The following is a 25,779-nucleotide window of genomic DNA, read 5'->3' as shown; positions in this document are numbered from 1 at the left end:
GAAAGGATAAACTATACTTATTTATATGTTACCCTGCATTAACACAAGTATGCATGTTGTTTTTTCATTATTTCAGTTTGTTTACTAACTCTTAGCCTTTGGAATTGTCCAGAAAGCAAATCTACAATTTTATAATCACATGGCTCTATTGCTTGCTTTGGTGTCGCTAGGAATGTGCGGCAAGCAAATGTGCCAATGCGGGTGGTCACTACTCTGTCCCGCGGCATTGTGCATAACATCCAAATATACTCATTACATTAAAAGAAATATCCTTGTTTCCTACCAATTTAAACGGATATTCCACATTGTACATTGAATCTATTCACATAATAAAGATTAGTATCCCACCACAAAAGTTACATATATCTCCCAATACAACACTCCCTCCCCTTTTGTACCTTTAAGCAAAACGCAACACCGCCCATGATTCAATCTAACTACCTGAAAAGCAATCCCAACCTGTATGTGTTTGTGCCCCTGTTTTATACCGTTTGGTCCGATGCCATCCTCACCCCCAGTGAAGTAACCACGCTGGAAGGGCTCATCCGCAGCCAGCAATGGCTCTCAGAAGCTGAACGAAACTTTTTGCTGGAGCAATTGAATCCCGCTTCGCCCCCATCGGCTGATGATTTGATGCTATGGCGCAGTGAAATAAAAAAAGTGGCCGGTCAGCCCGGCACTAAAGACACCCTGGTCGAACTGGGTATACGATTAGCCGGCCTTTACGGCAACGGTTCGTTAGACGATACATTACAAAAGGCCCGACCTTCACTCGAAAAAATTGAAGCCACGTTGGGGTTCATCAGTCATGAGGTGGTGTATAATTTTCAGGAGGTTCATGAAACCATTACCTCACAACAAACCACGCAACTCAACTTTGAGGTTGAAGCATTGACAAAGCTGCTGGATGGTGATCAGGCGGAGGTAATCCGCAAAGTAAAGACCATCATCTCCGATCCGGAGTTTCAATACGTTGATCCGGGAAACCTGGAACAATACCGTGCACAGGTATTGACGTGGCTTGCGTATTTAGCCGAACAAGGCTATGGCGCTATGGCTTACCCAAAAGAATATGGCGGGCAAGCCGACATGAAGGCGTATTTCACCATTATGGAAACGCTAAGCTACCATGATTTAAGTCTGGTAGTAAAGTTCGGTGTTCAATTCGGATTGTGGGGCATGAGTGTATATTTCCTTGGCACAGAAAAGCATCACAAAAAATATTTGAAAGACATCGGCACGCTCGCACTGCCCGGTTGCTTCGCCATGACCGAAACCAACCACGGTTCAAACGTGAAGGGTATTGAAACCACCGCTACGTACAATCATGGCAGCAAAACATTTACCATTCACACTCCGAACGAATATGCGCGCAAGGAATACATCGGCAACGCAGCCTTGCACGGCCATATGGCTACCGTGTTTGCCAAGTTGATCATCGATGAAAAAGATTATGGTGTGAGCGCATTTGTTGTTCCGCTACGTGACAAGAACGGCAAACTTGCCAACGGTGTAGCCATTGAAGACTGTGGCCGCAAGATGGGATTAAATGGAGTTGACAACGGCATCATCTATTTCGACAATGTGGTCATTCCAAAAGAAAACATGCTGGACCGTTTTGCGGGTGTTAACGAGGAAGGAAAATTCACCAGCCCCATTGCCAGCGATAACCGCAGGTTCTTTACCATGCTGGGTACACTGGTTGGCGGGCGCATTGGTATACCCCGCTCAGGTGTGGCCGCAAGTAAATCAGGATTAACCATTGCCATTCGCTATGGTGACCAGCGCAGGCAATTCGGACCTGAAGGCGGAAGTGAAGTGCCTATTCTCAATTACCGCACGCATCAACGCAGGCTCATGCCGAAGCTGGCCACTACGTATGCCTTGCATTTTGCACTGCAGCATTTGACTGAACGGTTCTTAAACAGAACAGAAGAAGAGATGCAGGAAATTGAAGCACTCGCTGCCGGATTGAAAGCCTTTGCCACCTGGCATACCACAGATACATTACAGGAATGCCGCGAGGCCTGTGGGGGCAAAGGATACCTTTCGGAAAACCGGATTGATGCCCTGAAAAACGATACCGACATTTACACCACATTTGAAGGCGACAATACGGTGCTGATGCAGTTGGTGGCCAAGAGTCGGCTCACCGAGTTCCGGCAGGAGTTCAGCAACATGAATGTATTCACGATTTTGAACTATGTAGCTGATCAGGCGAAAACATCACTCACCGAAATGAATCCGCTGATTGTACGCAACACCGATGATGAGCATTTACTCGACCCGGAATTTCAGATGAATGCTTTCCGTTACCGCGAACGGGATATTCTTACTTCTGCTGCACGCAGATTAAAACGTCACATCGATGAAGGCATGGATTCGTTTGATGCGTTTAACGTTTGTCAGCATCATTTGGTAGAAGTGGGCTTTGCTTATGTGGAACGGATTATCCTGGAGCAGTTCCAGTTGGTGGTGGAAAAAACTGAAGACCGGGGGTGCAAAAACGTATTGAAGCGTCTGTGCGATTTGTTTGCGCTATATCACATGGAGGAACATAAGGGCTGGTATTTGGAGCAGGGGTATATGGAAGGTGTGAAGACAAAGGCCATTCGCAAATTGGTGAATCAACTCTGCTGGGAAATCCGGCAAGATGCTGTGCCGCTGGTGAATGCATTTAATATTCCGGATAGTTGTTTGAGTGCGCCTATTGCGGTGCGGGGTAATATGGGAATTGGTCATCCTTCGACAGGCTCAGGATGACAGAAATAAGTCGGTTGGACAAAGAGTTATGTCATGCTGAGCACAGTCGAAGCATGACGTGACGATAAGAAATATTTACAAGTAAAAATTTCCTTCTATGCCTCGTGATCATCATTACTTCGTTTACATAGTTGAATGCTCAGATGGACTATATTATACAGGCGTAACCAACAACCTGGATAGAAGAATCTGGGAGCACAATGAAGGCATTGACCCGAAAAGTTTTACCTACAACAGAAGGCCAGTACTATTAAAATACTATGAATATTTCTCAGATATCAATCAGGCTATCAGTTGGGAGAAACAATTGAAGGGTTGGAGTAGAAAAAAGAAGGAAGCCCTTTTCGATCGCGATTGGGATAAATTGAAGATACTTGCCAAAGGAAAGAAAAGAGCCTCCTAGAATTTAGCATGAACTAGTCACCCTTCGACAAGCTCAGGATGACAAAAAAGTTTATGTCATGTTGAGCTCAGTCGAAACATGACGTGGGGACTAGTCACTCTTCGACTATGCTCAGAGTGACAAAAAAGTTATGTCATGCTGAGCACAGTCGAAGCATGACGTGGGGACTAGTCACCCTTCGACTAAGCTCAGGGTGACAGAAGTAAGCAGAGGTAACAAAGAGCTATATCACGCTGAGCGCTGTTGAAGCATGAAGTGGGGACTAAAATAGTTTAATAAATTTCCTTCTATGCCTCGTGATCATCATTACTTCGTTTACATAGTTGAATGCTCAGATGGACTATATTATACAGGCGTAACCAACAACCTGGATAGAAGAATCTGGGAGCACAATGAAGGCATTGACCCGAAAAGTTTTACCTACAACAGAAGGCCAGTACTATTAAAATATTATGAATATTTCTCAGATATCAATCAGGCTATCAGTTGGGAGAAACAATTGAAGGGTTGGAGTAGAAAAAAGAAGGAAGCCCTTTTCGATCGCGATTGGGATAAATTGAAGATACTTGCCAAAGGAAAGAAAAGAGCCTCCTAGAATTTAGCATGAACTAGTCACCCTTCGACAAGCTCAGGATGACAAAAAAGTTATGTCATGTTGAGCTCAGTCGAAACATGACGTGGGAACTAGTCACTCTTCGACTATGCTCAGAGTGACAAAAAAGTTATGTCATGCTGAGCACAGTCGAAGCATGACGTGACGATAAGAAATATTTACAAGTAAAAATTTCTTTCTATGCCTCGTGAACATAACTACTTTGTTTACATAGTTGAATGCTCAGATAGAATGTATTATACAGGCGTAACCAACAACCTGGATAGAAGAATCTGGGAACACAATGAAGGTATTGACCCGAAAAGTTTTACTTACAACAGAAGGCCAGTAACATTAAAATATTATGAGTATTTTTCAGATATCAATCAGGCTATTAGTTGGGAGAAACAATTAAAGGGTTGGAGTAGGAAAAAGAAGGAAGCGCTTTTCGATCGAGATTGGGATAAATTGAAGATACTTGCCAAAGGAAAGAAAAGGGCCTCATAAAACTTAGTACGGACTAATCATCCTTCGACAAGCTCAGGATGACAAAAAAGTTATGTCATGCTGAGCTCAGTCGAAACATGACGTGGGAACTAGTCACTCTTCGACTATGCTCAGAGTGACAAAAAAGTTATGTCATGTTGAGCTCAGTCGAAACATGACGTGGGAACTAGTCACTCTTCGACTATGCTCAGAGTGACAAAAAAGTTATGTCATGCTGAGCACAGTCGAAGCATGACGTGGGAACTAGTCACTCTTCGACTATGCTCAGAGTGACAAAAAGATCTGGGTGACAAACAAGAAACTATCAGAATATGCTTAGAATAACTCTCGCTTTACTTCTATTCATCTCATTCACGCTCCATGGCCAATCCACGCAAGACTCTACCATCCTATCCTCAGCGCGAGAAATCATGGAAGCCTCTCCTACTTGTGTGCTCATTACATTGGACAAGAAAATACCACGGGCAAGAACTATGGATCCTTTCAAACCGGAAAAAGACTTTACGGTTTGGTTGGCTACAAATCCGAATAGCCGAAAGGTAAAGGAGATCAAAAAAAATGTAACCGTTACGTTGTACTACCAGGATGGAGAAAACGGTTATGTTTCGCTATATGGCCGTGCTACATTGGTGAACGACCAATCAGAAAAAGACAAACGATGGAAAACAGAATGGTCGGCTTTTTACCCAAACCGAAACGAAGCATACCTGCTAATTAAAGTTGTGCCCCTAAAACTTGAAGTTATCTCGTACAAAAGAGAAATAAACGGTAACGAAAAAACCTGGCAACCGGAAGTATTTGTTTTTCAAAAAACTAACTAAGAAAATTATTTTGTTAACCCAACCGTAAGGGACTGCACGATCTCTTTCATGGGCCGTACGCTATGCACGTGTTCAATGGCCGGTCCGGCACACCAAAGTGTTTTGTAGGTTGCGCCTGTAGCGGCTTTTTCTACCGCCTTCATGCCCCGAAATGCAAGAATCATTTTTATGTACTTCTTAAGTCGCTTGTTATTGTTCATCATTCGCTCAAGCCAACTGGCTTCGGTTCCCATCTGTTGAACATAGGGCGTGTTGATAACTGTTAACGGTGATCCGGAAAGTTTGTTGGTGCGAACAATATCTTTGGCACCATAATCGATCATGGCCTGTTTGTATTCAGGTGTTACATCGGCTTCTTCGCTGGCAATAAAAATGGTACCCACCGAAACACCGGCTGCACCCCATGCCATCACTTCCTTTATACCATCAGCCGAAGCGATGCCACCAGCAGAAATAATCGGAATACTGAGATTTTCTTTTAACAAGGTTACAAGGTCTTTCGGTGAAATGTTCCCGGCATGTCCGCCTGCTTCGCTGTTCACCGCAATCACCGCATCGGCTCCAAGCGATTCAACCTTTTTGGCATAGGTCAAATCAACTACATCACAAAAAACTTTAATGCCGAGTGGTTTACATTTTTCTACTACTTCTTTGGGATTGCCTAATGACGTAATGATAAAATCAACTTTCAACTCCAATAAGGTTTCCAGTTGTGCTTTGTATTTCGGATTCGACTTGTTAACGATAAGGTTTACACCAAATGGCTTGTTGGAATATTGTTTGATCTCCTGAATAGCAGCCCGCAACTCCTTATCGGTTCGGTAATTCAAAGCCGGAAATGCTGCGGTAACCCCATTGTCGAGAGCAGCCTTTACCATCTTTGTATTGGATATCAGAAACATCGGGGCCACGATGATCGGGTAATCAATACCCAGCAGTTTATCGAGCGTTTGTGCGGCCATTAGAGATCAGTTAAATGTTAAAACCTTTCCTTGCGTTTCCAGTAATTGCTTTGCCATCTTCCAATCCGGAAGTTTTTCCATCGGCAAGGTAAGTGTACGAACTTCGGTTGCAATATCCGCACTGAGCTTCATCGCCTCCAGATGTGCACCCGATTTAGCAAAGTCTTTCAACTCTTGTTCGCTGTTCCAGGCGGTCATGGTATAGTGCTTTGTCCAAAACCCATACTTTTTCATTTGCACTACATTTGTCTTCTTCAACTGAAACATAATATTCATGGCGCGATACGACAGTGCAAAAAACTTGAGCGGAGATTTAAGTTGGATACTGGTAATGGTCACCATCATAAGCAATCTGCATTTTTATGATTCAACAAGTTCGGATAACTCAAGCCAGCGCATAGTCTTCGCATCCAAACTGGCAGCAATAACCTGAAGCTGCTGTCCTAACTCCTGCAGTTTGGTATGATCGGTAATGCCTGAATTTACTTTTTCTTCCAACTCCGATTTCTGCTTTTCCAACACTTCAATTTCTTTTTGAAGTTGCTCATACTCCTGTTTGTCCTTGTACGAAACTTTCTTGGCAACAGGCTTTTCATCCTGCATGGGAAGTTTCGCGACTTCAGGTTTAACATCAACAGCTTCCTGCTCCTCTACCCAATCACGGTAATCGGTATAGTTGCCGTTAAAGAAACGGATTTTTCCTTCGCCTTCAAACACAAACAACTGATCCACCAGGTGATCCATAAAATAACGATCGTGCGAAACCAGCAACAAACACCCGGTAAACTTCTCCAGAAATTCTTCCAATACATTCAGCGTATCGATGTCAAAATCGTTGGTTGGTTCATCCAGAATTAAAAAATTCGGATTCGTTACCAACATCTTCAGCAACTGCAAACGCTTCTTCTCCCCTCCACTTAGTTTTTCTACATAGGTGTATTGCTTCTCGGGCGGAAACAAAAAGTTATCGAGAAACTTGGAAGCTGAAACCTGCGAGCCATCCGAAAGTGTAATAAACTCAGCAATATTTTTCACTTCTTCTATTACCCGGTTGGCAGGATTCAGGTTCATTGAATCCTGTGTGAAGTATCCATACTTGGTAGTCACGCCCGGCAGCACTTCACCTGCATCGGGCTTAAGGCGCTGCGTGATCAAATTCAAAAACGTACTCTTTCCTACCCCATTGTTGCCCACCACGCCAATGCGGTCGTTTTTCTTAAACACATAGGAAAAATTATCCACCATCGGTTGGCCGTTAAAGGCTTTCGAAAGGTGATTGACTTCCAGAATTTTTCCGCCCTGTCGTGCTTCTTTAATATCCAGCTCAAGCCTGTCCTTGCGCAAATCCTGTGACGCCTTTTCTTTTAGTTCATAAAATGCTTCTACACGGTATTTCGCTTTCGTTCCACGCGCTTTGGGCTGTCGCCTCATCCACTCGAGTTCTTTCTTCAATAGGTTACGCGCCTTGCTTACTTCTGCTTTTAATATTTCTTCACGCTCAGCTTTCTTTTCCAGAAAGTAAGCATAGTTGCCTTTGTACCGAAACAATTGCCTGCGGTCGAGTTCTATAATTTCAGTAGCCACCGCATCGAGAAAATAGCGATCGTGCGTAACCATGATCAGGGTAATCTGCGGACCAGCCAGGTAATTTTCCAACCATTCAATGGCTGAAAGATCAAGGTGGTTAGTGGGCTCATCCATGATGATCAGGTCTGGCTCATTCAATAAAAGCTGCGCTAAGAATATCCGTTTCTTTTGTCCGCCTGAAAGTTCACCAAACCTTTTGTCCATATCCGGTACACCAAGTTTGCCGGTAACTTCCTGAACTTTCGAGTCGTAATCCCAGGCATTCAGCTCTTCCATTTTCTCCAAAGCAGCCTGCATGCGTTCGGGAGAAACATCAGGGTGATGCAAACAATCTTCGTATTCCTTCACGGCCAATGCCACCGCATTGCCATCGTTGAAAAGTACATCCTTCACCAATAGGTTTTCATCAACCGAGGGTTGTTGCGTTAAATATCCTAGCCGGATACCATCCCGAATGACCACCGATCCGGAATCGGAAGCCAGCTCACCAGTTAATATTTTCAACAGCGTGGACTTTCCAACGCCATTATTGCCAACAAAAGCCAGTTTTTCGCCCTGGGAAATGCCCAGCGAAAGGTCTTTAAACAGCCAGCGATCATTAAACGATTTCGAAATGAGTTCAGCAGAAAGGTAATTCACAAACAAACAGCATTAAATCAAGCTACAAAGGTACGGTGAAGTGGGCAGGAATTATCCAATCGGGTGACAAATATCATTCAGGCGATTAACCCGTAACCCGTATCTTCGCTTGCGATGGATTCGATAACCCATATTGCCATTGGTGCTGTTGTTGGCGAAGTGTTGGCCGGAAAAAAACTAGGTAAGCACGCCATGTTTATCGGGGCAATTGCCCAAAGTTTACCCGATATCGATTTCGTGGCTTCCTTTTGGATGACTTTTTCAGAAAACCTGCTAGCTCACCGCGGGTTTACACACTCCTTTCTGTTTATCGGCCTCACAACTATTGGTTTTGCTTTGTTTGCCGACCGATGGTACCGCAAACCCGATATGCGTCTGGGCGCCTGGATGATTTTTCTGGGTGTACAGATGATGCTACACCTGTTGATTGATGGCTGCAACGCGTATGGCACAGGCTGGCTTGAACCCTTCAGTCATGAACGCATCTCCTTTCATTTTCTTTTTGTGGCCGATCCGTTCTTCTCCATTTGGGTTGGTGTTGCTGCCCTTGTGTTGCTTATATTAAAAAACAATCATCCCCTACGGATGAAATGGGCCATGTGGTCGTTGCTGCTTTCAACAGGCTACTTGCTATATGCTGCCTTTAACAAATTTACCATTGAGCGTGATGTTGCTTCCGCGCTAAAAAAACAAAATATCGAACATTCAAGATACCTCACTACCCCAACGCCTTTAAACAGTTGGCTTTGGTTTGTAGCTGTTGAAGATGACAGTGGATTTCATGTTGCGCATCGCTCAGTTTTTGATCGAAGTGAAACCATTGATTTTCATTACTTCCCCAGAAATAAAGAGTTACTAAACGAAGTAGCCGGGCATGAATCATTACAACACCTCATCCGCTTTTCACAAGGATATTATACTGTTAAACAAAAAGACGGCAAACTGATTTTCAATGATCTGCGCTTCGGGCAAATTACCGGTTGGGCCACACCCAATAATGAGTTTGTGTTTCACTTTTACCTCAGCCATCCCGATGACAATTTATTAGTGATTCAACGTGGCCGGTTTGCAAACTGGAATGGTGAAACGGTGCGCGCACTTATTAGAAGAATTCGTGGAGAACAGTGAAAACCTTCAATCACGTTGCTTGAAATAGAATGTGAACAAAAAGAGTATTATCCTGAAAATATCATATGCACTGCGTTGCAGAAAACGTTCTAACAACGTTTGCTTTTTTTGAAAATACTCAGGGGTTATTTGAATACAGTCATGATTGATAATTCGTTGCAATCTGGCTTCAGCATCTTTAGCAAAATCTGTATCGAGAATATCCAGGTTTAACTCCACACTCGCATATGCACTGATGTTGTTGAGGTTATAGGATCCTACCGTCACCCATTTGCCGTCATAGGTAGCCAGCTTGGCGTGCAACACTTTGGGTTGATACTCATACAACTCAATGCCATTTCGTAAAAACCAATTGTACATGTAACGCTCGGCATACTTGGCTATGGTTACATCAGATATTCCGGTTTGGATAACCCGGATTTTCACACCACGCTTTGCAGCACCGGCTATATAACGTTTCAAGATGTTACCCGGAATAAAATAACTGGATACCATGGTGATGTGTGATTTCGCTTCCTTAAACATCTCCGTATAGCTGAGCGAGATTTCGCGCCTTCTGCGAACCCAATCGTTAATGCGCGGGCGAACTAAAATTCGATTTGTGAGATCCGGAACGGGTGGCAATACAATGCGGGTAAACGTTTCATTCTTAACCCGCCTTTCACAAATCTGCTGAAGCAACAAGCCCACTGGTCCTTCCACGTAAGTTGCCCAATCCAACCAGGCCACATTCGTAGCCGTGTCATTATAATGATTTCCAATATTGATCCCCCCGACTAAACTTCGCTTAGCATCCGCCACAAAAACCTTGTGATGCATTCTCCTGCCAAAATAGAAGTACTTGCTTCTGAAATAGGCAGCAAAAAACCGAAAATAGATTCCCGCAGATCGCAAACGCTCCACTAACTCATCCGAAAAATTCTGGGAAGCATATCCATCAATTATTATATAAATCTTTACACCCCGTTGTGCTGCCAACAGCAATTCCTGAATAACTTCCTTTCCCGTTTCATCCTCCTCAAAAATGTATGTTTGTAAATGAATGGTGTGTCTGGCCTCGCGAATAAGCTGCTGCAACAACTGAAAATACTCACGACCGGCACGAACCAAACGGGCCCCATCATTGGCAACGTACCCTTGCCGGGTAATGGTTAGGGCATCATGAAACTCCATAAACACAAATCAACAGAATAAACGCCAAACGTTGTCATGTAAAGTTTGGAATGGGTATCACTTCACTTACTATCCGACCGGAAATTTCAACTAAAAAATTATTCAAACAATTTTTCCTTTTATGGAACCTTAACCAACAACTTCCGTTAGTATTCGTGAGTAACATTAAAAGAATTGATTTACAGTAAGTTACATAAAATTTTTAACGAATACGCCACCACCACATTTTCATTTGTGATGGAGCGGAAGCTCGTATGTAAATACGGTAAAAGATGAAAAAAGGAATTTTCTCTATGGAATGGACAACGATTTATATTGCCGGAAAACCTGGGTTTAAGGACGAAGTTTTGGAGAACCTGGAACGGTCTAACTTTCCGTACATGCCCGGTTCACCAGAAAGTGATTCGCTTTACTTATTGTGGGTGGATGACCGCACCTCTTTACGCGATCTGAAAAAAGCTATTGGCAGCAAAACGGTTTTTAAATTCAGGTTAAACTTCTACCCCAGCCTGGAGAAATACTTTGAAAGCATCCGCAACAAGAAAAAGGAGATTGCTTTTACCCCACAGGAAGAAGCGTTGATTCAATCCATGGCAAGCCACCAATTGGAATACCGCTACAGCGCCTGATTAAGCCACAACCGTTGACTGCTTTTTTGCCCTTTGTTTCGTGCTTGGTAAATAGGTATTGAAGTAACCTTTTACTTTTTCTATCAACTTATTATCGGATAGCTTGTCGCAGGCTTCTACGCCCAAAATGCGGGCATAGGAATTACCCTCCTTCAGTTCTTTTTTCTAAGATCAGTTTGGTTTGCGCTGGACCAAGTAAGTAAACATAATCGCTTGTATCAACCACCCGAGCTACAGCCTGGCAAAACTGTTTCAACGATTGATTATGGCGGTTTCGCTGTTGCCGTTCATAATCAAACCCCGTAAAACCACGTTTCACTTTACGAGAGGTTTCACCCTCAAAATGTTCGCGCATGTTCAAGCCCGAAAACATCCGGTTCAGGCTGATCTGCTTTCCATCCACCACCTGTACAATCCGCGCCTCGCGCGAATCGATCCAAATACCTGTATTTTTCATAATCGTTCGCTTGGATAGGTAACTTCGTATTTATTCATTTCCTTTTCCCTGATTGAAATCAAGGACTAAAGCTGATGAACATCAGCCAAAGGCTTGACTATTAAATCCTGTTCAGGAATCAAATTTTTTACAGACTTTTGTTTTACATGGATTTGGAGAGAGAAATTCTAAAAGAGCATAGCAAAGCACAAACGCTCAAAATTGTTCGTTATGTGGGCAACGACTCCGAGCGGTTCTCTGAATTAGTGAATTTGTTTTTAAAAGGTCCATACCGGGCAACACAGCGCGCTGCCTGGCCATTAAGCATTTGTGTTGAATACCATCCTGAAATCGTTAAACCCCACCTCAAAAGGCTGCTGAAAAATCTTAAACAACCAGCACATCACAATGCGGTAAAACGAAACACCATTCGCCTGCTGCAATTTATTGAAGTACCGAAAAGTCTGCATGGTGAAGTTGCCACGCTATGCTTTGACTACCTGCAGGATAACAAGGAAGCCATTGCGGTTCGTGCGTTTTCCATGACCGTATTGGCTAACATTGCCAAAACAAATCCCGACCTTAAACGGGAATTGATTATGATATTGGAAGACATTCTGCCATATGGTAGTGCCGGATTGGTTTCAAGAGCGCGTAACACCATTAAACAACTGAACAAAAAAGCAGCGTGAGCGAACAAGAAGTACATACCTGTAAAAGCTGCGGACACTCCTTCACGGGAGTTTACTGCAATCAGTGCGGTGAGAAAGTAATTCTGCCTCAGGATCGATCCATGAAATCGTTCCTCAGCAACATTCTGATTGCCATAACCTTTGCGGATAACAAGTTTATCAAGTCGTTGTGGTACATCATTTCAAAACCGGGGTTCATCTCAAAAGAATACGCGGAAGGAAGGCGGGTGAATTACATTCGGCCACTTCAATTATTTTTTATTCTCAACCTCATTTATTTTCTCTTTCCAATCTTACAATTATTCAATTCCTCGTTGCGCACACAAATGTATTACCTCTTCCACAGCGCATTCGCCCGCGATATGGTCGTAAACCGGTTGGCCCAGGAAGGGATGAGTCTGGCCGCATTTGAATTGATGTACAACGATAAAACCACCGGTCTCGCCAAATTATTAGTAATCATTTTTGTGTTGCTGGCTGCACTTCCATTGAGCCTGATTTTCAGAAAGAAAAACCGATACTTTACCGATCACACGACACTGGCCGTTGAGTTGGTCAGTTTCAACATTTTTATCAATGCCATTGTGCTTTCCGTGCTGCTATGGATTGCCAGTCGGTTGTTCCGATGGGGAGAACTAAGCTGGAATGAATATTTAAATGATGGCAGCCTGACGATCGTTTTTGTGGTTACAAACCTGTACTTCCTCTACCGGGCTGCCCGAAATTTTTATGCACAAAAAGGCAAGCGACTAATTCTGAAAAGTATATTGGGTATTTTGGGATTATTTCTGGCATTGGAAGCCTATCGCTTCATTCTTTTTCTGATCACCTTCTGGTCGGTATAATCAGATCAATGAACTTAATTGATCGATCAGGTCGTGCACCTGATGATGGTCCCCCTGCGGAACAAGTTTCAGGTACTGCTGCAACGTTTCGATGGCCTCGGCAAATTCTTTATTCACGGCCAGCGTTAACCCTAAATTGAAATAGCTGTTGGGAAAATCAGGTTCTATTTCGATGGCCATGCGGTAATGCACTTTGGCCAACGGATAATTTCCAATCTCAGCATAAATATTGGCCAGGTTGTAATGCGATTCGTAATGGCGCGGATCAGCCTTTAAGGCTTGCGTAAAATAATCGATGGCTTTGGTAGTGTTGCCCGATTGCGATTCGAGAATTCCTAAATTACAATTCGCGTCTGCGAGGTTCTCTCCTTCTGCAATAGACTTCAGGTATTGTTGCTGGGCACGTTGGGTATCACCCCCTTCATCAAGCAGAAATGCTTCTTCAAATGTGGAGTAATGGCCAAGCTTGATAACCTTGCCTCGTTCAAAAAGTGAAAGCTGCCCGTTTTTGGAATGATCCGAAGCCTTTTTCTTTCGGGCCTTTTGCAGCCCAAACTTCAACGGCTCGGTTCCTGGAAACTTCACTACTTTAGCCATGTCCCAAAGGTACGGCTGAAACGCGAAAGCAAAAAGCCAAAGCTTGAAGCTCGTAGCTTTGCAGCTCGAAGCCTCCTAGCTCGCCTTCCTTCTCTGCTTCTTCTCTGCCTCTGCAACCTTGCCTTTTGCCTTCTCCATCGGCTTCTTCTTGGCTTGTTCAATACTGGCTTTAAGGGCCGTCATAATATCCACTACTTCAGGCTCTTCTTCGGCCACGGTTATAATCTCCTTACCTTCAATCTTGGCCTGAATCATCTTCTTCAGCTCTTCAGTGTAGTGATCCTTCATTTCAATATCCACAAACTGGCGGGTCATGGAATCGACCAGGGTTTTGGCCAGCTTGAGTTGTTCCTTATCGGCATTGATTGTTTCCAAAATACCGGGCACTTCTTTAATGCTGCGCACTTCATTGGGGTAACGCAACCTGTAAACCATTAAGCCACTTTCATGGGGAGCCAGCAGCACCACAGTCTCGCGATCGCGCAATACCACACGCCCAACCCCCACACGACCGGTTTGCTTCAACGTTTCGCACAATAAGCCGTAACTCTTAGCGGCTACATCACCATCCGGGCCAATGTAGTACGGTGATTCATACAAGGTGGCATGCACTTCTTCTGCCTGCACAAACCCCTCAATATCAATAACGCGGGTGCTTTTCAGCTTAACCTTTTCAAAGTCCTCCTGTTCTATAATTACAAACTGTCCAGGCTCATATTGATACCCTTTTATGATGTCCTCCGTGCGTAATACTTCACCGGTAACCTTGTCTTTCTTTTCATACGCAACCGGGTTATGCCCTTTGCGGGATAGCAGGTTAAAGCTGATGGTTTGTGCAGAGTCAATAGCGTTGTATATCCGAACCGGTATCGTGACCAGTGAAAAACGGATATGCCCTTTCCAGATCGCTCTCATAATACTTCGTTTAAAAAATGAAATAAGGGATACTAAAGTATTGACAATGAACGTATTTAACAAATATAACCTCAGCTATTATCTTTAAGCTTATGAGAATACAGAAAGAGTGGCTTTTTACCTTGTTTTTGTGGACGATCATCCCAAACCTGTTTGCCCAAACGGATATAGACAGGCTTGAACCGTACCACCCTGCCCTGATGGACAGCCGTTTTACGCTTGATCTGGATTCGTACTATTTCGTAGCTGAGAACAAGTTCTATTCCTTCAAGCCAGGCTTTGTGTATGGCCTGGGAAAGCGGCATGCCATGGGCATTGCTGTGCCGGTCGTGCATTCTATTTTCAGTGGCGATTTTGCCGGATTTGAAAACACCACAGGCATTGGGGACATGAAGTTCTATTATCATGGTGTAGCTTATCAATCGAAAGATCCATTAGGCCTGCAGCGCATCACGGCTACATTTGAGGCCACTGCACCAACCGGCAACGCACGCCTTGGTCGTGGTACGGGTGCATGGGTATACAAACCCGGTATCGTGGTGGCAATCCGTCCCGATGAGGCTTTTCACCTTTTCCCTTCACTTAACTTTCAAATTTCATCAGCACGACTTAACAGTCTTGGTGGTGGCGATGGCGTACCCGATTTGGATAACCCTGATCTCAACGATCAACTTAAAGTCATCAGTATGAGTTTGCCGGCAACCTTTGTGTTGGATTCATGGTCGGGATGGGTTTCACTTCACCCGGAATACATTCACACGTTCGTAGAAGACACCTACTTTCTTTTTCTCCGGTTGGATTTAGGTAAGATGATCGGTACGAATACATCGGCATCACTTCAAATCACCAAATTCATTGCTGGTCAGCCGCGTTTGGAAACCTGGATAAAGTTCCGGTTGAATTTCTTTTTACGTAATGCAGGCCGTTAAGCGGCAACTGGCTTAACCCGAACATTGGCTTTCAACTCGTGCAGGATGTTGTATAACCCAAAGTAGGTACGGTTGATATACAACGCATCGCGCACGCCCCTCGCCTTTTTGGATTCACGCAATTCCTTCATATTCGATAATTTCTCTCCAAAGTTGTAAAGCGTTTCAAAGTAAGAAGCATCCGAAAAATCGAAGTAATCACTTGCGAATGGTCGGCTCAATAATTCAACCAATTGCGTAAACAATTGAATAAAGAATTGCTTGTCTTTGGCAGGATCATCCGGGTAGATAAAACGCATGGCATAGAACACACGCTCCATTTCCTTCTTATCGATTAACAGGTTCCGATCCAACAGCTTGAAATACTGATTGTAAAAATCCTCAGGAATAACTTTCACACATCCAAAGTCGATAATGCCGAGTTTGTAATCTGATGTGATGATAAAATTCCCCGGATGTGGATCCGCATGTACACTTTTTAGTTCGTGCATCTGAAACTGATAGAAATCCCACATGGCCTGGCCCAACTGCTGACCGGCATCAGCCGGTATCGATTTGCCCAACAACTCCCCTAACGGTTTGCCATCAATCCAATCCATGGTAAGAATCTTATCCGCAGAAAAATCAGGGTAATAAGTCGGGAATAATAAGTTATTGATATGCTTACTCTTAGCCGACAACTCCATGGAGCGTTTCAACTCCAACTGGTAATCGGTTTCCTCCATCATTCGTTGTTCAACTTCCTGAATAAATTCGTTGTAATCAGCAGGGTTTAAATCAAACATGCTCAACGCGATAGGTTTTACCATCGCCAGGTCTGATTTAACACTATCACCAATGCCGGGATATTGAATTTTAACAGCCAGCTTTATACCGTTTAGCGTAGCCTGGTGCACCTGACCCATTGAAGCAGCATTTACGGCTTTGTGCGTAAACGTATCAAACAACTGCTCCGGGCCCTTACCAAAATATTGCTTAAACGTTTTAACCACTAACGGAAATGAAAGTGGCGGTGCACTGTATTGTGCCATGGTAAACTTCTGTTGATACGCCTTGGGCAACAGGTTCTTATCCATGCTCAGCATTTGCGCTACCTTCAACGCACTGCCTTTAAGCTCGCTTAGCGAGTTGTAAATGTCCTTGGCATTGTCTTCATGAAGTTCATTGCGACTAACCTTTGGATCAACAAGCTTTTTGCTGTAATGCTTTAAATAGTTGGTACCGATTTTTGCGCCTGTGGCGATAAACTTGGTGGCCCGCTGAACCTTGGTTACGGGTATCTTATCAAATTCTTTCACAAATCTTCCCTCCTAATTCTTGCCGCTCTGATACAGAAACTTACCGAAATCAATGGCCGAGTCAACTGCGCCTTTTCCGATTAAGTCGAATGCCAGGTTCACCGATTTTTCAATAAACGCATCGGTCTTTTCAAATCCCACACTGTCATCACTTTTCCAGAACATCAGCAATAAAGCCAGGTGAACCCAAAACAATTGCGGATAGCGCTTGTCGAGGTACGGACGTTCTGCAACCTCTCCTTTTGTTTTACCATCATTCAGCACACTGTCGACAAACGATTCAAACCTGGATTTGAAAGTTTTTAAAAATCCTGGCACGATTTCCAGCTTCGGGTGGCGGTTAAGAAGCAACACGCAAAAACTGCGGTTTGCTTTAAGCTCTTCAGCTAATGTAAAGTAAAAGGCCAGTAGCTTTTCGCGTGCACTGAAATTTGCGTAATCCGCGTCACCCTCCAGGCGCGCGATGGTTTTTTCCATATAACCCGACCAGATCAGTTTTTCCAGCGCTTCAAATGATCCGGCAACTTTATAAAAGTCGGTTTCTTGAATACCAATGTCGCGGCAAAACCGGAATACGGTTGAGGGTTGCTTTCCCTCCATCAAAACGTGTTCCTGGTAGGCCGAAATAATGGTTTCTGCCGTTACATTATTGGCTGATTTTTTCGAAGACTTCTTAGCTTTTTCCATACCTCTAAAACATCAGGATTGTGTAAAAGTTTGAGCTTTTTAACATAAAGTTGTGTTACTTCCATGCGCGCTTTGTATTCCTTATCCGTATGGTTCGAACCGCTATCGTACTTTGCCTGGCTATTACCCTGACCACCTTTGCGCAGGACAAGATTAAACAAGCTGAAACCTTACTGGAAGATGGATTTAAGGCTCAGCATGATGGAAGGCTTGCGGATGCTGTGGAACTGTTTTCCAGAAGTCTGGCTGAGTACCCCGCTTATACCGAAGCATACAATGCCCGTGCTTCCGCCTACGAGCGCTTAAACAAACCCGATCTGGCCCTTCGGGATTATGCCATCAGTCTGGAGTTTAAATCCGACCAATATGAAGTGCTGCTGAGCCGTGGGGCGTTGTTGTTTCAACTTAAAAAGTTTGTTGAAGCCAAAGTTGATTTTAAAAAATTGCTGCACGTGGCTCCCGGTGAAACGAACATGATCTTTTACCGGCAATCGGCTCATAGCCCGGGTACCGACAGAATGATGACAGCACAAAGTGCATTAAAGGCACAGGTGTATAACTATTTGGGGCTCATTGAGTCATCACTACGAAATTGCAGTTATGCTGTGCTCTACCTCGATTCAGCCATTAGTCTTTCGTCTGATGAAGCCGATTACTATGTAAACCGTGGGCTCGCCAAACAGGCATGCAATAATCTTACAGCCATAGAAGATTTTAATAAAGCCTTGTCCCTATATCCCAATCATCCCATCGCTAAACACAACCTGGCTATTTCAAAAGCAAAGGCAGGCCATTACGATGAGGCAGAAGCTCAACTTACAGAAGCCATCCAGACCGATTCACTCATGCTTGATCCTTACCTGGAGCGCGCTTACTACAGGTTGCTGCAAAAGAATTACCGCGGAGCACTGGAGGATTACAACATGGCCATACGTTTAAACCGGCTTGACCCCGAAATCTGGTTGAACCGCGGGGTCACAAAAGAAAAACTATATGACCTTACCGGTGCTTACCGCGATTACACGGAAGCCATAGAATTGGATAATGCCTATGCCAAAGCCTGGGTTAACCGCGGTAACATTCTGGCCGCACAAAAGAAATTCACAGAAGCCATTGAAGATTACAGTGCAGCCATCACCTATCAACCCGATTATGGAGTGGCGTATTACAATCGGGCAATTGCGTATTATCGACTAAGTAGATTTGAAAATGCCTGCAACGATTTGAAGAAAGCCGAAAGATTAAAGCAACTTGTAGAGCAGAAAACTAAAGACAGGTTTTGCAAGAATCCTTAGCTCTAAATCATTTGCGCTTCTTCGCAGAATATTTTTCACGAGGCTCACGTACGGTTAAGGCGCCTTTAGATACATTCCTCCGTTTAACAGGCCTTATCAATAACTCAGCAGGCAATGAAAGTTTGCGGGAAAGTTCACGAATCATTGAAATTGAAAGTGCTCGCTGACGATTAAGCACCTTCGAAGCCGTACCCTTATCGCCAAAAATCGGGAGTAAATCATTGACTGCTAATCCAAGATCTTCCATCCTGACTTTTATGGCTTCAATTGGATCAGGGTATTGAATAGGGAAATTAGTTTCTTCATACTCTGATACAAGAAATCCAAGAAGCATCAGTTCCTTACCCTCTGAGGACTTTGGAGAAGGTGGGTTTACGGACAACTCCTCTATTCTATCGAGGGCCCGATCATATTCACGCTTGGTTTGAATGATTGTCCACATAATACACTTAATATTTTTTTACTGTTTTAACATCAATTCTATCATATTCGCGATGTGTTCCGATCCATTTAATCTGAACCTGTTTATAGGTGAACAAGACTCTTGCTACTAACCGATACCTATTTCCTTTAATATCAAATACAACTCGGTTATCACCAACTGGAAAAGCCTCAGGAAAATCTTGCTGTAACTCATGGTACGTCTTCCAATCTGCCTTGCGACATACGGCAAACCATGTATTTAAAGCCGTCTTTGCATCTGGATGCCCAATACAAAAATCCACTATCGCTTTTCGCTTAATGATGTTCACGAATTCAAAGATAGCAAAAAGTTGGCATAATGCCAACCTTAATAAGGCCTACAACGTTAAATCCTCACGCAACCGCACAAACACCGGCTCCCTGAAGTTTTTATCCGGGGTGAGGGATGCGTAGGTTACCTCAAGCATTAGTTTGGGCTCTATCCAGGTAGATACTTTTTCATCGAGCACTTTTCCTTCCACAGGTTTCTTGATTTCCTTTAATTTTTTTATTCGTGAGAAAATTTCCTTGATGGTGGCGTCATCAAAACCGGTTCCTACTTTTCCTCGATAAACCAATGTTTTACCCTCCCATTGCGCGAGATGTAAACCGCCAAAGGCATCTTTTCGATTTCCTTTTCCCTGGTTGTATCCAATTACCACACATTCTGCCGTATTCCTGATCTTGATCTTCAACCAGGAATCACTTCGCCTGCCAGGAAAATAACGTCCATCCTTGCGCTTGGCCATAATGCCTTCCAGCTGATGCACCCGGGCAGCCTCCAACAAGCCTTCCCCATCTTCCATCCACTCACTTACGCGATAAGGTGTATCCTTCTTGATGGCATCCTTCAACCAGGTTTTGCGTTGCAACAGCGGTTCATTGATCAGACTTCTTCCATCCAAATACAGGCAATCGAAAATGTAACAGTAAACCGGGCTCGACTTGGATAACTTGTTGATATTGGTCTCACCCGAAGCCATCAACCGGTTGATCACTTTTTTGAACTCCGGTTTTCCCTGCTTATTCAGGCAAACAATTTCCGCATCAAACAATCCATTTGTAGCCCGAAAGGCTTTATCCGGAATCAACAACTCAGGAAATTGCTTGGTTATGTCATTCTGGTTCCGGCTGCGAATACGAAGTTGTCCATCCTCTAACGCAATTAATGCACGAATGCCATCCCACTTCACTTCATAAACATATTCCTCATTATTCTGAGGTAATGTGTTGGCACTATCCGATAACATGGGAGCAATCTCTTCCTTCAAAAAATCAACCTGTGGAATATCCACCCGTTCCAGCAAAAATTCCTTTTGCTTAATCTGGTAAATCCGATACTCTCCTGTCAATTCCTTGCTGCTCAGTCTGAAATAAAACCCATCTTTCTTTTCTTTGGTGATGGTGTATTTACCCAAGGCATAAATCCACATATCGCCACCCCCATATTGTCCTTTTGGAATTTTGCCATCGAACGTCAAGTATTTCATAGGGTGATCTTCGGTTTGAACGGCCAACCGCTTCACACCCGGATGAGGCGGCATACCTTTCGGCACCGCCCACGACTTCAATACACCATCCTGCTCCAGTCGCAAGTCATAATGAAGATGTGAAGCATGATGCCGATGAATGACAAAATTATTTCCACCGCCTTCTACAATCCGTGCATCGGGCTCCGGTGTTTTTTTGAAGTCGCGTTTCTTTTCATACGATTCAAGTTGAGCGGGAGTCTTTCTTTTCTTTGAAGCCGGTAACTCCTTAGCCACCACACGCTTCCTATGATTATGCAATTCAACCGCAAACGCATCCATGCCTTCCCAGGCATCGCCATCATTTAATACTTTTTCAATTGCGTTGTGCATGTTGTACTCCAGCGGACTTTCCAATACCTCCAATTCTTCCCACTTCAACGGCATAGAGACAGGTGCACCTACCCGTCCGCGCAAGCTGTAAGGAGACACAATGCTTTGCCCTGAACGGATGCGATAAATATCAATCAACACCCGACCTTTTCGGGCATCTTTCTTGATATGAAGTGTAGTCTCTTTTGCGTTCGCATCCACAAACGGCTGTGCAATGAGTTGTGCCGATTCAAACACGGTGTGAAAATCAAACTTGGGTTCCAATGGACAACAGATGTGAACACCCTTTCCACCGGTAGTTTTTACAAACGCGGTATACCCAAAAGACTCAACATGAGATTTTAATTGGAATGCCAGGGAAACGATTTTCTCAAAGGAATATCCTTCCGGAGGATCAAGGTCAAACACCATGTAATCCGGAAACTCAAAGTTTGGCCTGCGGCTGTGCAGTTGATGCAATTCCAGCGATGCCAGGTTTGCCAGCCACACCAACGATGCGGGCTCTGTGGCGATTATGTAATCTTTTTCTTCTTTACCGAGTCGTTCAAACTCCAACCACTTGGGTGCCCACTCCGGCCGGTTTTTCTGGTAAAACATTTCACCATGAATTCCATCCGGAAAACGGATTAATGTTAGCGCACGACCTTTTATATGATTTAAAATGGTGGGTGCAATCTTCAGGTAATAGGCAATGACTTCCGCCTTCACAATACCATCTTCCGGAAACAATATCTTGTCAAGGTTGGATAGTTCCAACTTGCGCTTCCCCACTTGCGTCCACTGTGATTTCTTAGCCATTTATTCTTCCAAAACTTCACCTTTTATTTTTCTGGGAAGAAAAATCATTCCGATGACAAACGAAAGCACAGCTATTCCAATAGGATACCACAAACCCGCCAGTACATCACCAGAAGGATTATTTTCTGATTTACTAAGTTCATATAAGCTGGAAGCAATGAACGGAGTAAGACCACCAAAAATTCCGTTGCCGATGTGATAGGGTAACGACATGGACGTATAGCGGATACGCGTAGGAAACAATTCAACCAGAAAAGCTGCAATCGGCCCGTAAACCATGGTTACAAAAACAACCTGAATGAGCACCAGCAGAATCATCGTTCGCTTTGCATCATCACTTAACACAATTTGTTTAGTCGTTCCCAATTCTTCATCGGCCGCATTATAATTTGTGCTTTGAAAAAGCTGATATCCGTCTGTAAAATTAACTACGCTTGATATTACTTTAATAGAGTCTGTGTTATCAGTTATGTACGAAATTTCTGATTTCTCCTTTTCAATAATTTCAGTTTTACCCGACAAATCAGCCAGCGCATACATTTTACTGTAAATAGGTCGATAACAGATAACGGCCAGTATCAAACCGGTCATCATGATGTATTTTCTTCCCACTTTGTCCGACCACCAACCAAAATAGATGAACAACGGTGTGCCGATCAACAACGCAATGGCAATGATGTGATAAGATTGAACAAACTCAATGTTGCAGGTTTTTTGAATGAAGGTGAGTGCATAGAATTGTCCGGTGTACCAAACCACACCTTGCCCGGCCGTAGCACCAAACAAAGCCAGCAGCACCAACAACAAATTTTCCTTCTTGGTGAAGCTCTCTTTGATCGGATTATTCGAAAGTTTTCCTTCCGATTTGATTTTCGCAAACAAAGGCGACTCCTGCATGCGCAGCCGGATGTAGATGGAAATGGCTACCAGTACGGCAGATAAAATAAATGGAACACGCCAACCCCAAGTTGAAAAGGCTTCAATACCAACCCACTCACGCACACCTAAGATTACACCAATCGAAACAAACAGACCCAGCGTAGCAGTCGTTTGAATGAAGCTGGTATAAAAACCCCGCTTTGCAGCCGGAGCATGCTCAGCAACATACGTAGCTGCTCCACCGTATTCACCCCCCAAAGCCAATCCTTGCACCAGTCGCAATACCAAAACAATTAACGGTGCCGCCATACCAATACTTTCATAGTTCGGCACCAAACCAATGGCAAAGGTTGAAGCGCCCATCAGCGTAAGCGTTACCAAAAAGGTATACTTCCTGCCCACTATATCCCCTAACCGGCCGAACACCAGCGCGCCAAAGGGACGCACAATAAAGCCCGCTGCAAAGGTGGCTAGTGTAGACAAGAATGCTGCTGTCGGATTGGTCTGTGGGAAAAACTGCTCCGAAAGAATAACGGCCAGGCTTCCGAAAATGTAAAAATCGTACCACTCAATTAAGGTGCCGACAGAAGAAGCGGTAATGACCGACCACAGGGTTTTACGATTGCTGATATACTCCATGCACAAGGCGTATTTACAGCAAAGTAATTGAAAAAGTTAAGCTATGAAACGTTTTCGTGGTGAATGAAAGACTAACCCTGCAACAATAAATCCGATGAACATGCTGCTGATCACTGCAACAACACCATCTCCGAAGAAACGAAATCCGAACGACCATCTTATGATAAATGTAAGCGTCATCGATCCGGTCATCACCAACCAATACCCGTAAGACACAGAACTCAGGTTATCCGTTCGCTTTGGCAGGACATGGAAATACCAGGCAATAACAACAACACCAATCACGGTGCTGATGTGCTGCAGATACCTGAAGAGTGGCCTGCCGGAAAAAATTTCATGATCGATTTTCCATGAAAGAAACTCCATATGCTCAACAAAGTAGGTATTGGCATGGGTAAAGCTATCCCATAATACATGCGAGAGCACCCCGATTTGCAAACACATGAGATAGGCAAAGAAATTTTTCAGAAATTCTTTCAAAAAATTTACGTCATATAAATCGCGCAAACGACTCTGAAAATAGATAGGCAAATTATTGATGAGAGGTCGCTTCACCACCAGGTGAAAAACCAACACCAAAAAAATGGCTACCGGCAAACCCACCAAAAAAGCACCATGCCACGTATGCATAATTCTTCCCTTCAACTTCATTTGTAGAAAATATTGGAAGTCGGGTGTCATGCTGCCTACCACCAAACACGACATAGAAATATAAACAGATCGGATTTTGGCAAACGGGAGAATGATAGCCGGATGAGAAAAGGTAAAGGGCATCGTTAAAAAAATATTTCTTGTGCTAATCTATATGTATTGGCGTGCGCTTCAATAATGTCGCGGAAATTTTCGGAATAACCACCACCCATACTGGCCACCAAGGGGATCTTATTTCGCTTGGCAGCATCCAAAACAATCCGGTCGCGTTGCTTGCATCCCTCCCGCGTCACGGAAAGTTTACCCAATTTATCGGTATCCAGAATATCCACGCCCGATTGAAAGAAAATGAAATCCGGTTGAACGGTGTCCGATAAATTCTTCAGGTTAGTTTCTAATGTTTTCAGATAAAACGAATCCGTTACACCATCGGGTAAACCAATATCCAGATCAGAATGCTCCTTATGCAACGGATAATTATTCGCGCCATGCATACTAAATGTAAAAACCCGGGGTTCATTTCTAAAAATTTGTGCCGTTCCGTTTCCCTGATGAACATCCAGATCAACCACAAGAATTTTTGAAGCTTGTTGCTGATCCAACAAATAATTCGCGGCTATGGCAATGTCATTCAGCAGGCAAAACCCTTCACCCCGATTGGTAAAGGCGTGGTGCGTACCACCTGCAATATTCATAGACACACCATACTCCAGCGCATACTGCGTGCATTGAACGGTACCTTGCATGATGATCACCTCACGATCAACCAATTGCTGGCTGAGTGGAAATCCGGTGCGCCTGATTTCCTGTGGAGAAAGTTCACGTGCTTGAAGGCGTTTCCAATAGATTTCATCATGCGTGCGGGTAATCAGCGATTCTGGTGCCGGGCTCGGTGCAAAGAAACTATCAGCACTCACCGTGCCTTCATGCAACAACTGCTGAGGCAACACTTCGTACTTGCTCATCGGAAAACGATGATTAGGAGGAAGCGGTAACACGTAATTCGGTGCCCAGGCAATTTTTAACATAACGCTTAAAAAACAAAGCATCACTCAGATGGTTCTGAATGATGCTTCATCACTATACGTTTGAGATTTTAGTGCTTATGATCGCCATCATCATGTCCACCTTCACTGCCTTTATACCAGGCATCCTGAAGTCTGTGGAAAATATCGTGCAGATTAGTCAATGATGCACCAATTGCAGCTACATCACCACCTTTAACCAGTTCTGCAAAAGCAGCCGTCTCTGTTTTCAAGGTTTGCAGATCAGCTTTCACCTGATCGTTATTTACTTTTGAAGGAAGCTCGGCACCTGCCCATGTTTCAGCCAAAGAAGCCATCTCGGCAGCGTTGGCGATAGCCGGGTCAATGTTCGCGGAATCTTTAAATGGATGAAAGCTTTCAGCCATCACCATATGGAATTCATCCATCAACGGCCATTCTGCATCTTCTTCAGTTGCGGCAGTTTCAGTTTCTGCCTGCTCCTGTTTAGTCGTACATGCCAATAAAAAAGCAAAAAGAACCAGTGAGAAATACGTAACGAAATCTTTTTTCATAATCGAATTGGTTTTAAAGTGGCGCAAAAATA

Annotated in this window: 27 protein-coding genes; 11 read left to right on the top strand and 16 right to left on the bottom strand. The window is 43.9% G+C overall.

Annotation, left to right across the window (positions count from 1 at the left end; translation table 11 throughout):
• Positions 1–423 precede the first annotated feature (423 nt).
• The 5 genes from QY309_07105 (at position 424) to QY309_07085 (ending at position 5,086) form a co-directional block, all read left to right on the top strand.
• The gene (locus QY309_07105; protein WKZ61245.1) at positions 424–2,763 is read left to right on the top strand and encodes an acyl-CoA dehydrogenase; all 2,340 of its coding nucleotides are present in this window, start codon (positions 424–426) and stop codon (positions 2,761–2,763) included.
• A 97-nt stretch (positions 2,764–2,860) separates the two neighbouring features.
• Positions 2,861–3,166: a GIY-YIG nuclease family protein gene (locus QY309_07100; GenBank protein WKZ61244.1), complete on the top strand. Its 306-nt coding sequence runs from the start codon at positions 2,861–2,863 to the stop codon at positions 3,164–3,166.
• A gap of 289 nt (positions 3,167–3,455) precedes the next feature.
• Complete coding sequence (locus QY309_07095; protein WKZ61243.1) at positions 3,456–3,761, top strand: GIY-YIG nuclease family protein; 306 nt, start codon at positions 3,456–3,458, stop codon at positions 3,759–3,761.
• Between the two features lie 198 nt (positions 3,762–3,959).
• The gene (locus tag QY309_07090) at positions 3,960–4,265 is read left to right on the top strand and encodes a GIY-YIG nuclease family protein (GenBank protein WKZ61242.1); all 306 of its coding nucleotides are present in this window, start codon (positions 3,960–3,962) and stop codon (positions 4,263–4,265) included.
• A 311-nt stretch (positions 4,266–4,576) separates the two neighbouring features.
• Positions 4,577–5,086 (top strand): pyridoxamine 5'-phosphate oxidase family protein, encoded by a 510-nt coding sequence (locus tag QY309_07085; GenBank protein WKZ61241.1) that lies wholly within the window; start codon positions 4,577–4,579, stop codon positions 5,084–5,086.
• Between the two features lie 5 nt (positions 5,087–5,091).
• On the opposite strand, the gene QY309_07080 is transcribed toward QY309_07085, so the two are convergent.
• From QY309_07080 to QY309_07070, 3 genes are read right to left on the bottom strand one after another with little or no spacing between them, the layout of a single operon-like run.
• Positions 5,092–6,048 (bottom strand): nitronate monooxygenase, encoded by a 957-nt coding sequence (locus tag QY309_07080; protein WKZ61240.1) that lies wholly within the window; start codon positions 6,046–6,048, stop codon positions 5,092–5,094.
• A 6-nt stretch (positions 6,049–6,054) separates the two neighbouring features.
• A complete protein-coding gene (locus tag QY309_07075; GenBank protein ID WKZ61239.1) occupies positions 6,055–6,393 on the bottom strand; it encodes a DUF3291 domain-containing protein in 339 nt (112 codons plus the stop codon).
• Between the two features lie 15 nt (positions 6,394–6,408).
• Entirely contained in the window at positions 6,409–8,274 is a 1,866-nt protein-coding gene (locus tag QY309_07070) for an ABC-F family ATP-binding cassette domain-containing protein (GenBank protein ID WKZ61238.1), read from the bottom strand.
• A gap of 114 nt (positions 8,275–8,388) precedes the next feature.
• Between QY309_07070 and QY309_07065 the strand changes: the two genes are divergently transcribed.
• Positions 8,389–9,402 carry a metal-dependent hydrolase gene (locus QY309_07065; protein WKZ61237.1) on the top strand — a complete coding sequence of 338 codons (1,014 nt, stop codon included), beginning with the start codon at positions 8,389–8,391 and terminating at the stop codon, positions 9,400–9,402.
• Positions 9,403–9,408: 6 nt separating this feature from the next.
• On the opposite strand, the gene QY309_07060 is transcribed toward QY309_07065, so the two are convergent.
• Entirely contained in the window at positions 9,409–10,575 is a 1,167-nt protein-coding gene (locus tag QY309_07060) for a phospholipase D-like domain-containing protein (GenBank protein ID WKZ61236.1), read from the bottom strand.
• A 272-nt stretch (positions 10,576–10,847) separates the two neighbouring features.
• On the opposite strand from QY309_07060, the gene QY309_07055 reads away from it, so the two are divergent.
• Positions 10,848–11,204 carry a hypothetical protein gene (locus tag QY309_07055; protein ID WKZ61235.1) on the top strand — a complete coding sequence of 119 codons (357 nt, stop codon included), beginning with the start codon at positions 10,848–10,850 and terminating at the stop codon, positions 11,202–11,204.
• A gap of 142 nt (positions 11,205–11,346) precedes the next feature.
• Here QY309_07055 and QY309_07050 read toward each other — a convergent pair whose 3' ends face one another.
• Positions 11,347–11,661 (bottom strand): hypothetical protein, encoded by a 315-nt coding sequence (locus QY309_07050; protein ID WKZ61234.1) that lies wholly within the window; start codon positions 11,659–11,661, stop codon positions 11,347–11,349.
• Positions 11,662–11,807: 146 nt separating this feature from the next.
• Between QY309_07050 and QY309_07045 the strand changes: the two genes are divergently transcribed.
• Positions 11,808–12,332 (top strand): hypothetical protein, encoded by a 525-nt coding sequence (locus QY309_07045; protein WKZ61233.1) that lies wholly within the window; start codon positions 11,808–11,810, stop codon positions 12,330–12,332.
• 101 nt (positions 12,333–12,433) lie between these two features.
• A complete protein-coding gene (locus tag QY309_07040) occupies positions 12,434–13,177 on the top strand; it encodes a DUF3667 domain-containing protein (GenBank protein WKZ61232.1) in 744 nt (247 codons plus the stop codon).
• On the opposite strand, the gene QY309_07035 is transcribed toward QY309_07040, so the two are convergent.
• Together QY309_07035 and QY309_07030 are read right to left on the bottom strand one after the other, a co-directional pair.
• Positions 13,178–13,774 (bottom strand): tetratricopeptide repeat protein, encoded by a 597-nt coding sequence (locus tag QY309_07035; GenBank protein WKZ61231.1) that lies wholly within the window; start codon positions 13,772–13,774, stop codon positions 13,178–13,180.
• Positions 13,775–13,849: 75 nt separating this feature from the next.
• Positions 13,850–14,689 carry a Ku protein gene (locus QY309_07030; protein WKZ61230.1) on the bottom strand — a complete coding sequence of 280 codons (840 nt, stop codon included), beginning with the start codon at positions 14,687–14,689 and terminating at the stop codon, positions 13,850–13,852.
• Between the two features lie 92 nt (positions 14,690–14,781).
• On the opposite strand from QY309_07030, the gene QY309_07025 reads away from it, so the two are divergent.
• Entirely contained in the window at positions 14,782–15,618 is an 837-nt protein-coding gene (locus QY309_07025; protein WKZ61229.1) for a hypothetical protein, read from the top strand.
• Here the strand turns inward: QY309_07025 and QY309_07020 are convergent.
• Complete coding sequence (locus tag QY309_07020) at positions 15,615–16,916, bottom strand: AarF/UbiB family protein (GenBank protein ID WKZ61228.1); 1,302 nt, start codon at positions 16,914–16,916, stop codon at positions 15,615–15,617. The genes QY309_07025 and QY309_07020 overlap by 4 nt on opposite strands.
• A gap of 12 nt (positions 16,917–16,928) precedes the next feature.
• On the bottom strand, positions 16,929–17,603 hold the full coding sequence (locus QY309_07015; protein WKZ61227.1) for a TetR family transcriptional regulator C-terminal domain-containing protein: 675 nt from the start codon (positions 17,601–17,603) through the stop codon (positions 16,929–16,931).
• A gap of 89 nt (positions 17,604–17,692) precedes the next feature.
• Here QY309_07015 and QY309_07010 point away from each other — a divergent pair, with 89 nt between their 5' ends.
• Entirely contained in the window at positions 17,693–18,898 is a 1,206-nt protein-coding gene (locus QY309_07010; GenBank protein ID WKZ61226.1) for a tetratricopeptide repeat protein, read from the top strand.
• A 7-nt stretch (positions 18,899–18,905) separates the two neighbouring features.
• Here QY309_07010 and QY309_07005 read toward each other — a convergent pair whose 3' ends face one another.
• From QY309_07005 to QY309_06975, 7 genes are all read right to left on the bottom strand, one after another.
• Positions 18,906–19,340 carry an XRE family transcriptional regulator gene (locus QY309_07005; protein ID WKZ61225.1) on the bottom strand — a complete coding sequence of 145 codons (435 nt, stop codon included), beginning with the start codon at positions 19,338–19,340 and terminating at the stop codon, positions 18,906–18,908.
• Positions 19,341–19,347: 7 nt separating this feature from the next.
• Entirely contained in the window at positions 19,348–19,650 is a 303-nt protein-coding gene (locus tag QY309_07000; protein WKZ61224.1) for a type II toxin-antitoxin system HigB family toxin, read from the bottom strand.
• 48 nt (positions 19,651–19,698) lie between these two features.
• The gene (gene ligD, locus QY309_06995; protein WKZ61223.1) at positions 19,699–22,020 is read right to left on the bottom strand and encodes a non-homologous end-joining DNA ligase; all 2,322 of its coding nucleotides are present in this window, start codon (positions 22,018–22,020) and stop codon (positions 19,699–19,701) included.
• Complete coding sequence (locus QY309_06990; protein WKZ61222.1) at positions 22,021–23,538, bottom strand: MFS transporter; 1,518 nt, start codon at positions 23,536–23,538, stop codon at positions 22,021–22,023.
• Positions 23,539–23,574: 36 nt separating this feature from the next.
• Positions 23,575–24,312, bottom strand: a complete 738-nt coding sequence (locus QY309_06985) for a DUF4184 family protein (protein WKZ61221.1) — start codon at positions 24,310–24,312, stop codon at positions 23,575–23,577.
• Positions 24,313–24,314: 2 nt separating this feature from the next.
• On the bottom strand, positions 24,315–25,217 hold the full coding sequence (locus QY309_06980) for a histone deacetylase (protein ID WKZ61220.1): 903 nt from the start codon (positions 25,215–25,217) through the stop codon (positions 24,315–24,317).
• A gap of 68 nt (positions 25,218–25,285) precedes the next feature.
• On the bottom strand, positions 25,286–25,747 hold the full coding sequence (locus tag QY309_06975; protein ID WKZ61219.1) for a hypothetical protein: 462 nt from the start codon (positions 25,745–25,747) through the stop codon (positions 25,286–25,288).
• Positions 25,748–25,779: the final 32 nt, after the last annotated feature.

It is taken from the genome of Cyclobacteriaceae bacterium (assembly GCA_030584025.1).
In the GTDB taxonomy this organism is placed as follows: domain Bacteria; phylum Bacteroidota; class Bacteroidia; order Cytophagales; family Cyclobacteriaceae; genus UBA2336.
This window is presented reverse-complemented; position numbering and strand designations above follow the sequence as displayed.